Genomic DNA, 13,971 nt, shown 5'->3' with positions numbered 1-13,971 from the left:
CTTCAAAACATGAATTGTTCGCTGAGGATCCGGTCTTCGAGGTTGTGCTCCGGATCGAACAGCAGGGTCACCCGACGCTCGCGCGACTCGCGGATGGTCACTTCCACCACGTCGCGGGTCTCGTGCGAATCGGCGGTCACGCTGACCGGGCGCTTGTAGGGGTCGAGTACGCGGAAGCGTACTTCGGTATCGGCCTTCAGGATCGCACCCCGCCAGCGCCGCGGCCGGTACGGGGCCAGCGGGGTCAGCGCGATGGTGTGCGAACCCAGCGGCAGGATCGGGCCGTGTGCGGAGTAATTGTAGGCGGTGCTGCCGGCCGGGGTCGCCACCAGCACGCCATCACCGATCAGCTCGGCCACCCGCTCCTGTCCATTGAGGTCCACGCCGATGTGCGCGGCCTGCCGGGTCTGGCGCAGCAGCGACACGTCGTTATAGGCCAGCGAGCCGGTGGTGGTGCCCGATTCGGTCAATGCCAGCATTTCCAGCGGGCGCAGGTTGGCCGGTTCGGCCACCGCCAACCGCGCCGGCAGGTCGCCGTCGTCTTCGCGGTACTGGTTCATCAGGAAGCCCACCGTGCCCAGCTTCATGCCGAACACCGGCCGCCCCAGCGCGCCGTGGCGGTGCAGGGTCTGCAGCATGAAACCGTCGCCACCGAGCGGGCACAGCACTTCGGCCTGTTCCGGCGGGTGGTCGCCATAGCGGGCTACCAGCGCCGCGCGGGCCTGCTGGGCCGCTTCGGTGGCGCTGGCAAGAAAGGCGATGCGGGGGGTATCGCTCATGGGCGTTCCGGGTGGGGCATGGCCCAGAGTATGCCGCATCGACCCACGGGCGATACCTACTGGTAGATCACGACCGTTGGTCGTGATTCAACAAAAAGGCCCCGCCAATGGCGGGGCCTTTTGCTTTTGCGCCTCAGCGCAGGTTACGCACCGTGGGCCGCCAATTGGCCCAGGCGCTGTACCGCCACCGAAACCGTCGGGTAGTCGAGCGTCTTCTGCTCGGCCAGCTCCTGCAGCATCGACAGGGTGAAGCGCAGGCTGCTGTCGTCACGGCCGATCCACGCCGCAACCTTGGCTTCGGCGCTGCCCCCCTTCATCGACAGCACCTGGGCGGCCAGGTTGCGATGATGGGCAGCCAGCTCGTCGCGCAGCACGCCACGGGCCACGGCGTGCCAGCGGCCGTTGACCTCCAGCGCGTCGATCTGTTCGAACAGCCACGGCAGCTGCAGGGCGTCGCCCAGGCGGAAGTGGACCTTGGACACGTCCACCGGCTTGAGCTTGCGGGTCCGTGCCAGTTCGATGATGTCGAACGCCGGTTCCAGGAACTGCAGCTCGGACAGCTGCTGTGCCAGTGCCGGCGGTAGGCCCTTCTCCTTCCACTCCTGCACGCTGGCCTCGTACGCCGGGCGCTGTGCATCCGGCAGCACGCCCGAGGCGACACGGATGTCGTTGAACGGAGCCTGGTAGCGGTTCACCGCCTCGGTGATGCCCGGCATCGCGCCGGGGCGGAACAGCAGCCAGCGCACGAACGAACGCTGCAGCTTCCAGATCACTTCCAGCGCATCGATCTGCACCGACTCCGGCAGGGTGCCGTCGAGCGCATCGATCTGCGCCCACAGCGCACGCGCATCCAGCGTTTCGCGGCTGATGGTGTAAGCCTTGGCGACCTCGGCGATGGTGCGGCCGGTGTCCTCCTGCATGCGCATCAGGAAGGTCGCGCCCATGCGGTTGATGGTCTGGTTGGTCACGGCCGTGGCGATGATCTCGCGCTTCAGGCGGTGACGTTCCATCGCATCGGCATACTTCTTCTGCAGCGGCGTCGGGAAGTAACGCAGCAGTTCCTTGGAGAGGTAGGGATCTTCCGGGATGTCCGATTCCAGCAGCTGCTGGAAGGCCACCAGCTTGGAATACGACAGCAGCACCGACAGCTCCGGTCGGGTCAGGCCCTGGCCACGCGCCTTGCGGGCCGACAGCTCGGCATCGGTCGGCAGGAACTCGATCTGGCGATCCAGCAGGCCCTGCTTTTCCAGGGTGCGGATGAAGTGCTGCTTGGAGCCCAGGCGCTTGACCGCCATCCGCTCCATCAGGCTGAGGGCCTGGTTCTGGCGGTAGTTGTCGTTGAGCACCAGGTCGGCCACTTCGTCGGTCATCGACGCAAGCAGCTTGTTGCGCGCGTCCACGGTCAGCTTCCTGGCCCGCACCACATCGTTGAGCAGGATCTTGATGTTGACTTCGTGGTCGGAGGTATCCACGCCGGCCGAGTTGTCGATGAAGTCGGTGTTGAGCAGAACGCCGGCCTGGGCGGCTTCGATGCGGCCCAGCTGGGTCATGCCCAGGTTGCCACCCTCGCCCACCACCTTGCAGCGCAGCTCGCCACCGTTGACGCGCAGCGCATTGTTGGCGCGGTCGCCCACGTCGCTGTGCTGTTCGGTGGCGGCCTTGACGTAGGTACCGATGCCACCGTTCCACAGCAGGTCCACCGGTGCCTTCAGGATCGCGCTCATCAGGTCGTTCGGCGACAGCGCCTTGATGCTGTCGTCCAGGCCCAGCGCTTCACGCACCTGCGGGGTGATCTCGATCGACTTCAAGGTGCGCGGGTACACGCCGCCGCCCTTGCTGATCAGCTTGGTGTCGTAGTCGGCCCAGCTGGAACGCGGCACGGTGAACATGCGCTCACGCTCGATGAACGAGGTGGCCGCATCCGGATTGGGGTCCAGGAAAATGTGGCGGTGGTCGAACGCGGCGACCAGGCGGATGTGGCGCGACAGCAGCATGCCGTTGCCGAACACGTCGCCGGACATGTCACCGACGCCCACGGCGGTGAAGTCCTGGGTCTGGCTGTCACGGCCCAGCGCACGGAAGTGGCGCTTGACCGACTCCCACGCACCACGCGCGGTGATGCCCATGCCCTTGTGGTCGTAACCGACCGAACCGCCGGACGCGAACGCATCGCCCATCCAGAAGCCATGCTCGATGGCAAGGCCATTGGCGATGTCGGAGAAGGTCGCGGTGCCCTTGTCCGCGGCCACCACCAGGTACGGGTCGTCCATGTCATGGCGCACCACGTCCACCGGCGGCACGATCCTGTTGTCGACGATGTTGTCGGTGATGTCGAGCAGGCCCTGGATGAACAGCTTGTAGCAGGCCACGCCGTTGGCGAACACCGCATCGCGGTCACCGCTCGCCGGCGGGGTCTTGGCGAAGAAGCCCCCCTTGGCACCGACCGGCACGATCACCGTATTCTTGACCATCTGCGCCTTGACCAGGCCCAGCACTTCGGTACGGAAATCTTCGCGACGGTCCGACCAGCGCAGACCGCCACGGGCAACCGCGCCGAAGCGCAGGTGGGTACCTTCCACGCGCGGGCCGTACACGAAGATTTCGCGGTACGGGCGCGGCTTGGGCAGGTCCGGCACCAGCGCCGAGTCGAACTTGAAGCTGATCACGTGACCCGGGCGGCCCTGTGCATCGGTCTGGTAGTAGCTGGTACGCAGGGTGGCGTCGATCACGCCCATGAAGCTGCGCAGGATGCGGTCTTCGTCGAGACTGGACACGCGGTCCATCAGCTTGACCAGCGCCTCCCGCGCAGCGTCCATCTGCGCCTTGCGGTCGCCCTTGCGGGCATCGACCACGGTCTTGATGACCTTGAGGGTGGCCTCGTCGCCGTTGGCCAGCACGGTCAGGTGCGCGCGCAGGTCGGCCTGGCCTTCGGCAATGGCATCCTTGTCCTCATGTCCGGTGGCCGGGTCGAAGCGGGCTTCGAACAGCTCCACCAGCAGGCGGGCCAGCAGCGGGTAACGGGTGAAGGTGGCTTCGACATAGGCCTGCGAGAACGGCACGCCGGTCTGCAGCAGGTACTTGCAGTAACCGCGCAGCATCGCGACCTGGCGCCAGTGCAGGCCAGCGGCCAGCACCAGGCGGTTGAAGCCGTCGTTCTCGGCGTCGCCGTGCCAGACGCGGGCGAAGGTTTCACCGAAGGCGGCATCGGCGGCGGCGGCATCGATCGCCCCGGCAAGCGATTCCACTTCGAAGTCCTGCACATACACCGGCGCGTTGTCCACGCTCAGGCGGTACGGGCGCTCGGCGATCACGCGCAGGCCCATGTTCTCCATCATCGGCAGCGCGTCCGACAGCGGAATGTCGTCCAGCTGGCGGTACAGCTTCAGGCGCAGGCCGTCGCCTTCTTCGCGGTGCACGGCCTGCAGGCTCAGGCGCAGGTCGTCCGGGCCGGTCAGCGCATCGAGCTGGCTGACGTCGTTGGCCGCGATCTCGGTGCTGGAATCTTCGATGTACCCAGCCGGCAGCGCCTTGCCGATACGGGCCGCAATGCGCAGGCCTTCGCTTTCACCGTGGCGGGCCACCAGTGCTTCGCGCAGGTCGTCCTGCCAGTTGCGCAGCACCTGGGCCAGCTTCTGCTCAAGCACGCTGGTATCCACTTCCAGGGTCTGGCCAGCCTTGGGACGCACGATCAGGTGCACCTGGGCCAGCGGCGATTCGCCCAGCACCACCGAGCTGTCCACGTATTCGCCCTGCAGCGCGTCCTTGAGCATCGCTTCGATGCGCAGGCGCACGTCGGTGTTGAACCGCTCGCGCGGCAGGTACACCAGCGCGGAAATGAAGCGGCTGTACTTGTCACGGCGCAGGAACAGGCGGCTGCGCACGCGCTCCTGCAGGCCCAGCACGCCGATGGCGGTGCGGTACAGCTCTTCCTCGCTGGACTGGAACAGCTCTTCGCGCGGCAGGGTTTCCAGGATGTGGCGCAGCGCTTTGCCGCTGTGGCTGGCCGGGGCCAGGCCCGACTTGCTCATCACGTATTCGTGGCGCTGGCGCACCAGCGGGATTTCCCACGGCCGGCGGTTGTAGGCGCTGGAGGTGAACAGGCCCAGGAAGCGCTGCTCGCCGATGATCTTGCCCTTGGCGTCGAATTCCAGCACGCCGATGTAATCCATGTAGCCGGCGCGGTGCACGCGCGAACGCGCATTGGTCTTGGTCAGGATCAGCGCGTCCTTCAACCCGGTGGTGGCATTGAGGCCCTGCGCGGCCAGCGTCTTGACCGGGCGTGCGGCGGACTTGTCCTTGCCGCGCATCAGGCCCAGGCCGGTGTCGTTCAACGGCGCCAGCACGTCTTCCTTGCCCTGCTTCTCCACGCGGTATTCGCGGTAACCGAAGAAGGTGAAGTGGTTTTCGGCGGCCCAGCGCAGGAACGCCTGGGCCTCGGCGCGCGAGGCGTCGTCGACCAGCAGCTGACGCGTGCCGAGGTCGTCGGCCAGGGCCAGCGCCTTGCTGCGCATGGCCTCCCAGTCGCCGACGATGGCCCGCACCTCATCCAGCGCTTTGACGATGGCCTGCTCGACATCGGCCATGGCGTCGGCCGGCTGGCGGTCGATTTCCAGCAGCATCACCGATTCGGCGGTGCCGTCGCCCACGGTCGACAGCTTGCCGGCCTTGTCGCGGGTGAAACGGATCACCGGGTGGCCCAGTACATGCACGCCTACGCCATGTTCGGCCAGGGTCATGGTCACGGTGTCGACCAGGAACGGCATGTCGTCGTTGACGATCTGCAGCACGGTGTGCGCCGATTCCCAGCCATTGGCCTTCATCGTCGGGTTGAACACGCGCACGTTGGCCTTGCGGGCCTTGCGCACGCGGGCGAATTCGAGGGTGTCGCCGGCCAGTGCGGCCCACTCTTCAGCGGTGTGGTGCGGGAACTCGTCCGCTTCCATGCGCTTGTAGAAGTCTGCGGCGAACGCCACTGCCTCGGCCTGCCCGGCCGCCGGGTAACGCTTGCGCAAGGCCGTGTACACCGGTTCCAGCGAGAAGCCCACTGGTGAAACAGTCTGCGTATCGGCTGGTTTGGTCGTTTTCTTCACGGTCTTGGCTGCTGTTTTTTGCGGTTTCATGGCAGAGCGGTGCGTGTTGCCCAGTTGGAAAGATGAAATTGTAGCCCTACCGCATGAAAAGGCCTTGCTGCAGGACGGAATAAGGTTTTTCAGTTGGGTGGCGTTTACATCGCATGCCACCTGTGCGCTCCGGTACGGACGCGCATGGCAGTGCATGCCGGTTGCCAGCATCGGCACACGACGTGGCACGGTGACGACATCCTGGCCGACAGTGCCGAAAGCAACGCTTCACCAATTCTGAACTGGACGGTATAGTCCACCGCGTGAACTCCCCTGTCCCTGCCGCCGCCTTGCTGGACGCGCGCGACCATCGCGTGTTCGACGCCGTGCGCGATCTGATGGCGACCCAGGGCATGCAGCTGAGCATGGAGTCGGTCGCCCAGCACGCAGGGTGTTCCAAGCAGACCCTCTACAGCCGCTACGGCAGCAAGCAGGAGCTGCTGCGCCGGGTACTGCAGCGCCACCTGTGCCGGGCCACGGCCGGACTGCGTGCGCTGGAGGGCGATGACCTGCGCGGGTCCCTGCTGCAGTTCGCCTTCGACTACCTGGAGCACTTCAACGAGCCGCACGTCATCCAGGCTCGTCGGCTGATTGCGGGAGAGTCGGCCCGCTTTCCCGAAGAAGCACGTTCCCTGTATCGGGATGGCGCCGGGGCACTGACCCTTCACCTTGCTGAATGGCTACAGCATCGTATTGAGGACGGCCTGCTGCGGCATGACGACCCGCACTTCATGGCTGAACTGCTATTGAGCATGATCGCCGGACAGGATTTAGAGAAACAGCGCTTTCACATCCCCCACCGTGCCGACGCCCCGCAGCGGCGCCGGTGGGCCGAATTTTCCGTGGACAGTTTCCTGCGCGCGTTCGCTGCGCCCGAGGCGATCCGCTTACCGCATTCAAACCAACACCGGAGTTTCTCCTGATGATCGCCCCACTCCGCACCCTCGCCCTGACGTGCGCTGTCGCCGTCGCGCTGACCGCCTGCAAAAAGCCGGAGCAACAGACGCCGCCGCCGCCGGAAGTGGGCGTGATCGAAGCCAAGGCCGATACGCTGCCGCTGCAGCGTGAGCTGGTGGGCCGCCTGTCGCCGTACCGCAGCGCCGACGTGCGTGCCCGCGTCCCGGGCGTGCTGCTCAAGCGTGTCTACCAGGAAGGCCAGGATGTGAAACAGGGCCAGGTGCTTTTCCTGATCGACCCGGCGCCGCTGCAGGCGTCGTTGAACGCCTCCCAGGCCGAACTCGCCTCGGCGCAGGCAACCTATGCCAACGCCAAGGCCGCTGCGGCGCGCGCCCGTTCTCTGGCCCCGCAGAAATTCGTGTCCAGATCCGACCTGGACACGGCCGAAGCCGCCGAACGCACCGCCGCCGCCGCCGTGCAGCAGGCGCAGGCGGCGCTGGCCAACGCAAAGATCAACCTCGGCTATGCACAGGTAACCTCTCCCATCGACGGCCGCGCAGGCAAGCAGCAGGTTACCGAAGGCGCGCTGGTCGGTCAGGGCGACATCACCCTGCTGACCACCGTCGACCAGCTGGACCCGCTGTTCGTCAACTTCTCGATGAGTTCGGACGAGCTGACCCAGCTGCGCCGAGCGCAGGCTGCCGGTGCCGTGTCGCTCAGCGGCGATGGCAAGTCCACCATCCAGGTGAAGCTTGCCGATGGCACGATGTATGACCAGCCGGGCACGCTGGATTACTCCTCGGCGGTGGTCGATCCGTCCACTGGCGCGGTGACCCTGCGCGCGGTGCTGCCCAACCCGCAGCAGATCCTGCTGCCGGGCGCATTCGTCAGCTTCCAGGCCGTGCTGGGCGAGCGCAAGAACGCGTTCCTGGTGCCCCTGCAGGCGCTGCAGCGCGATACCACCGGCGGTTATGTGATGGTGGTGGGCAAAGATGGCAAGGTCGTGCGCAAGAATGTGGTGACCGAAGGACAGCAGGGCAGCAGCTGGCTGGTGAGCAGCGGCCTGGAGCCGGGCGACAAGGTGATCGTGGCTGGCGTCCAGAAGGTCAAGGAAGGCGCTCCGGCCTCGGCCAAGCCGTGGACCCCGACTGCTGCCAACGGCAACGGCGCCGCCCCGGCGGGCGCCCCATCTGCTGCCGGCACCGCACCTGCGGCGCAGGCCGATGCCGCCGCCGCACCCGCCGATCCGGCCGCCAAGCCTTCCGATGGCGCTCCGGCTGCCGAACCGACCAAGCAATAACGGGAACCAGCCGTCATGCCTAAATTTTTCATTGAACACCCGGTATTCGCCTGGGTGGTCGCGATCCTGATCTCGCTTGCGGGCGTGATCTCGATCCTCGGTCTTGGTGTGGAGTCCTACCCCAGCATCGCACCGCCCCAGGTGACGGTGAGCGCCACCTACCCCGGCGCCAGCGCCGATACCACCGAAAAGTCGGTCACCCAGGTGATCGAGCAGCAGCTGACCGGTATCGATCACCTGCTGTACTTCAGCTCTTCATCGGCCTCCAACGGCCGCGCGACCATCACCCTGACGTTCGAAACCGGTACCGACGCGGACATCGCCCAGGTGCAGGTGCAGAACAAGGTATCGCTGGCCACGCCCCGCCTGCCCACCGAGGTGACCCAGCAGGGCGTGGTGGTGGCCAAGGCCAACGCCGGCTTCCTCATGGTGGTGGCGCTGCAGTCTGACAGCGAGGCGATCACCCGCGATGCGCTCAACGACATCGTCGGTTCGCGTGTCCTCGACCAGATCTCGCGCATTCCCGGCGTGGGCAGCACCCAGCAGTTCGGTTCCGAGTACGCCATGAACATCTGGCTCAACCCGGAACGCATGCAGGGCTTCAACCTCTCCGCCAGCCAGGTGCTGGCGGCGATCAAGGCCCAGAACGTGCAGTTCGCGGCCGGCTCGCTGGGTTCGGATCCGTCCCCGGCCGGGCATTACTTCACGGCCACGGTGTCGGCGGAAGGCCGCTTCAGCTCGCCCGAGCAGTTCGAGAACATCATCCTGCGCGCCAACGCGGATGGCTCGCGCGTGCTGCTCAAGGACGTAGCCCGCATCGCCTTTGGCGCCAACAACTACGGCTTTGACACCCAGTACAACGGCAAGCCGACCGGTGCCTTCGCGATCCAGCTGCTGCCGGGCGCCAATGCCCTGAACGTGGCCAATGCGGTCACTGCGAAGATGGACGAACTGGAGTCCACCTTCCCGACCGGGGTGAGCTGGTTCTCCCCGTACGACAGCACCACGTTCGTGAAGATCTCGATCGAGGAAGTGGTCAAGACCCTGATCGAAGCGATCGTGCTGGTCTTCCTGGTGATGCTGATCTTCCTGCAGAACTTCCGCGCCACCCTGATCCCGACGCTGGTCATCCCGGTCGCCCTGCTGGGCACTTTCCTGGGCATGAGCATCATCGGCTTCACCATCAACCAGCTGACTCTGTTTGCGATGGTGCTGGCGATCGGCATCGTGGTCGATGACGCCATCGTGGTCATCGAGAATGTCGAACGCATCATGACCGAGGAGAAGCTGCCGCCGAAGGCTGCCACCCAGAAGGCCATGACCCAGATCACCGGCGCGGTAGTGGCCATCACCGTCGTGCTGGCGGCGGTGTTCATTCCGTCGGCACTGCAGGGCGGTGCGGCAGGTGAGATCTACAAGCAGTTCGCGCTGACCATCGCCATCGCAATGGCGTTCTCGGCGTTCCTGGCGCTGGGCTTCACCCCGGCGCTGTGCGCGACCTTCCTGAAGGCCACGCATGGCGAGCCAAACGTGGTGTACCGCACCTTCAACAAGTACTACGACAAGGTCAGCAACACGTATGTGGGCCACATCACCTCGGCGGTGAAGCATGCGCCGCGCTGGATGATCCTGTTCGTGGTGCTGACCGTGCTGTGCGGCTTCCTGTTCACCCGCATGCCGGGCAGCTTCCTGCCGGAAGAAGACCAGGGCTATGCGCTGGCGATCGTGCAGCTGCCGCCGGGCTCTACGAAGGCGCAGACCAACGCGACCTTCGCGCAGATGCGCGGCATCCTGGAAAAGCAGGATGGCTTCGAAGGCATGCTGCAGGTGGCAGGTTTCAGCTTCGTCGGTTCGGGCGAAAACGTGGGCATGGGCTTCATCCGCCTCAAGCCCTGGGCAGACCGTGACATCACGGTTCCCGAGTTCATCCAGAACATGAACGGCGCGTTCTACGGGATCAAGGAAGCACAGATCTTCGTGGTCAACCTGCCTACCGTGCAGGGCCTGGGCCAGTTCGGCGGCTTCGACATGTGGCTGCAGGACCGCGGCGGTGCCGGCTTCGAACAGCTGACGCAGGCGCGCAACATCCTGCTGGGCAAGGCGGCCGAGGAGAAGGACCTGCTCACCGGCGTACGCCCGAACGGGCTGGAAAACGCGCCGCAGCTGCAGCTGCACGTAGACCGCGTGCAGGCGCAGACGATGGGCCTGTCAGTGTCGGACGTGTACAGCACGATCCAGCTGATGCTGGCACCGGTGTACGTGAACGACTTCTTCTACCAGGGCCGCATCAAGCGCGTGACCATGCAGGCCGATGGTCCGTTCCGCACCGGTGCGGAGTCGTTGAACAGCTTCTACACGCCCAGTTCGCTGCAGACCAACGCGGACGGTACGCCGGCGATGATTCCGCTGAGCACGGTGGTGAAGTCCGAATGGGTGTCGGCACCGCCGTCGCTGAGCCGCTACAACGGCTATTCGGCGATCAACATCGTCGGTTCGCAGGCCCCGGGCCGCAGCTCGGGCGAGGCGATGCAGGCGATGGAACGGATCGTGCAGGATGACCTGCCAGCGGGCTTCGGCTACGACTGGTCGGGCATGTCCTATCAGGAAATCCTGGCGGGCAACGCCGCCACGCTGCTGCTGGTGCTGTCGATCGTGGTGGTGTTCCTGTGCCTTGCGGCGCTGTATGAAAGCTGGTCGATCCCGGTGGCAGTGCTGCTGGTGGTGCCGTTGGGCGTGCTGGGTGCGCTGGCGTTCTCGCTCGCCCGGGGCCTGCCCAACGATCTGTACTTCAAGATCGGCCTGATCACGGTGATCGGCCTGGCGGCGAAGAATGCGATCCTGATCGTGGAATTCGCGGTGGAGCAGCGTGCAGCGGGCAAGAACCTGCGCGAGGCGACCATCGAGGCCTCGCGCCTGCGCTTCCGCCCGATCCTGATGACCTCGTTTGCGTTCATCATGGGCGTGATCCCGATGGCGATCTCGACCGGTGCCGGCGCCAACGCGCGTCACGCCATCGGTACGGGCGTGATCGGCGGCATGGTGTTCGCCACGTTCCTGGGCCTGCTGATGATCCCGGTGTTCTTCGTGGTGGTCCGCCGCATGCTGGGCGACAAGCTGGACGAACCGTCCAAGGAGTTCCTGGAACGCCAGGGCGAAGCCAACGCGGCGCATCGTCCGGATCGTTGATCCATGTTTGACTGAAACGCAAAAGGCCCCGGAGCGATCCGGGGCCTTTTTTTTCTACGGTTGCAGGCTTGCCGTGTCGCCGGGCGTTGCCCGGCTGCTGATGCATTTGTGCGAACAGCCGTGGGCTGGGACGACCTGTGGCCAGGCGGGTCGGTGCGGGTTTGTGGGGGACGCCGTAAATACGTCCCTGTAGGCTTGGTCGCGGCTTGCACGTGTGCGCTGTCCTGCGCACACGGCAAGCGGCGACCAAGCCTCCAGGGATGGATTCACGGCGTCCCCCGCAGGCCCACCGCCGCCGGCCCCAGCCAGGCACGTTCGCAGTACAGGGCTGTTCGCCCAGATGCATGAAGCTACCGGGCGCAGCCCGGTACCCCCGTACACCATGCAATCGCACCCCCCAAACGCAGTCGGGGCCCCAAAAGGACCCCGACTGCGTTGCTCTGCGCTGCGAAGATCCGCCTCAGCGCAGGCCGGTCTCGTTGCGGGCGATGACCAGGCGCTGGATTTCCGAGGTGCCTTCGTAGATCTCGGTGATCTTGGCATCGCGGAAGTAACGCTCCAGCGGCATTTCCTTGGAGTAGCCCATGCCGCCGTGGATCTGCACGGCCTGGTGGGTGATCCACATCGCCGCTTCCGAGGCGGTCAGCTTGGCAATGGCCGCTTCGTTGCTGAAGCGCTTGCCCTGGCCCTTGACCCATGCCGCGCGCAGGGTCAGCAGCAGCGCCGCGTCGAGCTTGCACTTCATGTCGGCGATCTTCGCCTGGGTCATCTGGAACGTGCCGATCGCCGCCCCGAAGGCCTTGCGGTCCTTAACGTATTCGATCGTGGCCTCGTACGCCGCGCGCGCGATGCCGATGGCCTGCGACGCGATGCCGATGCGGCCGGCATCCAGCACGCCCATGGCAATCTTGAAGCCCTCGCCTTCCTTGCCCACCACATCTTCAGCCGTCGCCACGTAATCCTGGAACTCGATCTCGCAGGTCGCCGAGGCGCGGATGCCCAGCTTCGGCTCGGTCTTGCCGCGGTGGAAGCCGGCCTTGTCCGTGTCGATCATGAACGCGGTGATGCCACGCGCGCCCTGGTCCGGGTCGGTCATGGCGAACAGCACGATGTACTTGGCCACCGGGCCGGAGGTGATCCAGCTCTTCTTGCCGTTGATCACATAGGTGCCGTCGGCCTGCTTGACCGCGCGACAACGCATGGCGGTGGCGTCCGAACCGGACTGCGGCTCGGTCAGCGCGAACGCGCCGATGGCCTCGCCCTCGGCGATGGCGCGCACGTACTTCTGCTTCTGCGCTTCGCTGCCATGGGTCAGGATGCCGTTGCAGAACAGCGAATTGTTGACCGACATGATGGTCGAATGCGCGGCGTCGCCCGCGGCAACCTCCACCATTGCCAGCACGTAGGCAATCGGGTCCATGCCCGCGCCGCCGTACTCGGCCGGCACTTCAATGCCCATCAGGCCGTTTTCGCCCAGCAGGCGGATGTTGTCCAGCGGGAACTCGCCGGTACGGTCATGGTGCTCGGCGCTCGGCGCGATCTTTTCCTGCGCGATGCGGCGCGCAACGTCCTGCAGCATCAGCTGCTCTTCGGTGAAGCTGAAATCCACGAAACCCTCCCAGGAACATGTCGATATGGCCGCGCTGGGCGCGTCCAGGTGCGGCGATTGTACCGGGGGCCACCCAATCCGGGCTGACTTGACCGCGACGGCGCCAAAGGACGAAAATATCTCTATATCGCGATAGGTAGATATTTATGGATCTCGAGGACTGGTCGGTCCGGCTGAAAGTGTTCGCCGACGCCACCCGCGTGCGCCTGCTGGCGCTGCTGGAGCAGGAAGAACTCACCGTGGCCGAACTGTCGGCCATCACCACCCTGGCCCAGCCAAGGGTGTCGACCCACCTCGCCCGGCTCAAGGAAGCCGGCCTGGTACGCGACCGGCGCGCGGGTGTGTCGGCCTACTACCGCTTCGACGATGCCGCGCTGGACCCGGCCCAGCGCGCATTGTGGCATGCCCTGAGCACCGGCAGCGACGACCCGCTGCTGCGCCAGGATGCTGAACGCGTGGCAAGCGTGATGGCCAGCCGCGCCGCGGACCAGAACTGGGCAGACAGCGTGGCCGGGGACATGGAGCGCCATTACTCGCCCGGCCGCACCTGGGAAGCACTTGCGCGCACCGCGCTGCCGCTGCTGGAAACCGGTGACGTGCTCGATATTGCCTCCGGCGATGGCGTACTGGCGGAACTGGTGGCCCCGCATGCCAAGCGCTACGTCTGTATCGACACCAGCGCCCGCGTAGTAGCTGCCGCCAGCGAGCGCCTGCGCCGGCTGGCCAACGTGGAAGTGCGCGAGGGTGACATGCATGCCCTGCCCTTCAAGGACCGCAGCTTCGACCTGGTAGTGCTGATGCACGCGCTGACCTACGCCGCCAAGCCGGCCCAGGCGGTGGCCGAAGGCGCGCGCGTGCTGCGCTCCGGCGGCCGCCTGCTGCTGTGCAGCCTGGCCCGCCACGAGCACAAGGCCGCCGTCGAGGCCTATGGCCACGTCAACCTGGGTTTCTCGGACAAGGAACTGCGCCGGTTCGCCGAGAAAGCCGGGCTGGTGGTGTCCAGCCTGGAAACGGTGACCCGCGAAAAGCGGCCGCCGCATTTTGAAGTCATCTCGCTGATTGCCAGCAAGCCCTGAGGTC

7 protein-coding genes are annotated in these 13,971 nt (G+C 65.8%); 4 read left to right on the top strand and 3 right to left on the bottom strand.

Annotation, left to right across the window (positions count from 1 at the left end):
- Nucleotides 1-2 precede the first annotated feature (2 nt).
- Complete coding sequence (locus ACGFZ3_RS12890) at nucleotides 3-779, bottom strand: NAD kinase (protein ID WP_392921613.1); 777 nt, start codon at nucleotides 777-779, stop codon at nucleotides 3-5.
- Nucleotides 780-922: 143 nt separating this feature from the next.
- Complete coding sequence (locus ACGFZ3_RS12885; RefSeq protein ID WP_392921611.1) at nucleotides 923-5,899, bottom strand: NAD-glutamate dehydrogenase; 4,977 nt, start codon at nucleotides 5,897-5,899, stop codon at nucleotides 923-925.
- A gap of 263 nt (nucleotides 5,900-6,162) precedes the next feature.
- Between ACGFZ3_RS12885 and ACGFZ3_RS12880 the strand changes: the two genes are divergently transcribed.
- The 3 genes from ACGFZ3_RS12880 to ACGFZ3_RS12870 are packed head-to-tail and all read left to right on the top strand — an operon-like array spanning nucleotide 6,163 to nucleotide 11,282.
- Complete coding sequence (locus ACGFZ3_RS12880) at nucleotides 6,163-6,822, top strand: TetR/AcrR family transcriptional regulator (protein ID WP_392921608.1); 660 nt, start codon at nucleotides 6,163-6,165, stop codon at nucleotides 6,820-6,822.
- A complete protein-coding gene (locus ACGFZ3_RS12875) occupies nucleotides 6,822-8,096 on the top strand; it encodes an efflux RND transporter periplasmic adaptor subunit (RefSeq protein WP_392921605.1) in 1,275 nt (424 codons plus the stop codon). Before ACGFZ3_RS12880 ends, ACGFZ3_RS12875 begins: the two co-directional genes overlap by 1 nt.
- 15 nt (nucleotides 8,097-8,111) lie before the next feature.
- A complete protein-coding gene (locus tag ACGFZ3_RS12870; RefSeq protein ID WP_392921601.1) occupies nucleotides 8,112-11,282 on the top strand; it encodes a multidrug efflux RND transporter permease subunit in 3,171 nt (1,056 codons plus the stop codon).
- Between the two features lie 460 nt (nucleotides 11,283-11,742).
- Here the strand turns inward: ACGFZ3_RS12870 and ACGFZ3_RS12865 are convergent, their stop codons facing one another.
- Nucleotides 11,743-12,891 (bottom strand): acyl-CoA dehydrogenase family protein, encoded by a 1,149-nt coding sequence (locus tag ACGFZ3_RS12865; RefSeq protein ID WP_392921598.1) that lies wholly within the window; start codon nucleotides 12,889-12,891, stop codon nucleotides 11,743-11,745.
- Nucleotides 12,892-13,037: 146 nt separating this feature from the next.
- Between ACGFZ3_RS12865 and ACGFZ3_RS12860 the strand changes: the two genes are divergently transcribed.
- Nucleotides 13,038-13,967, top strand: a complete 930-nt coding sequence (locus tag ACGFZ3_RS12860) for an ArsR/SmtB family transcription factor (protein ID WP_392921595.1) — start codon at nucleotides 13,038-13,040, stop codon at nucleotides 13,965-13,967.
- Nucleotides 13,968-13,971 lie beyond the last annotated feature (4 nt).

This window comes from Stenotrophomonas sp. NPDC047960 (assembly GCF_043204395.1).
Classification (GTDB): Bacteria; Pseudomonadota; Gammaproteobacteria; order Xanthomonadales; family Xanthomonadaceae; genus Stenotrophomonas.
The sequence above is the reverse complement of the archived record's forward strand: the minus strand, read 5'-3'. Positions and strand labels throughout refer to the sequence as shown.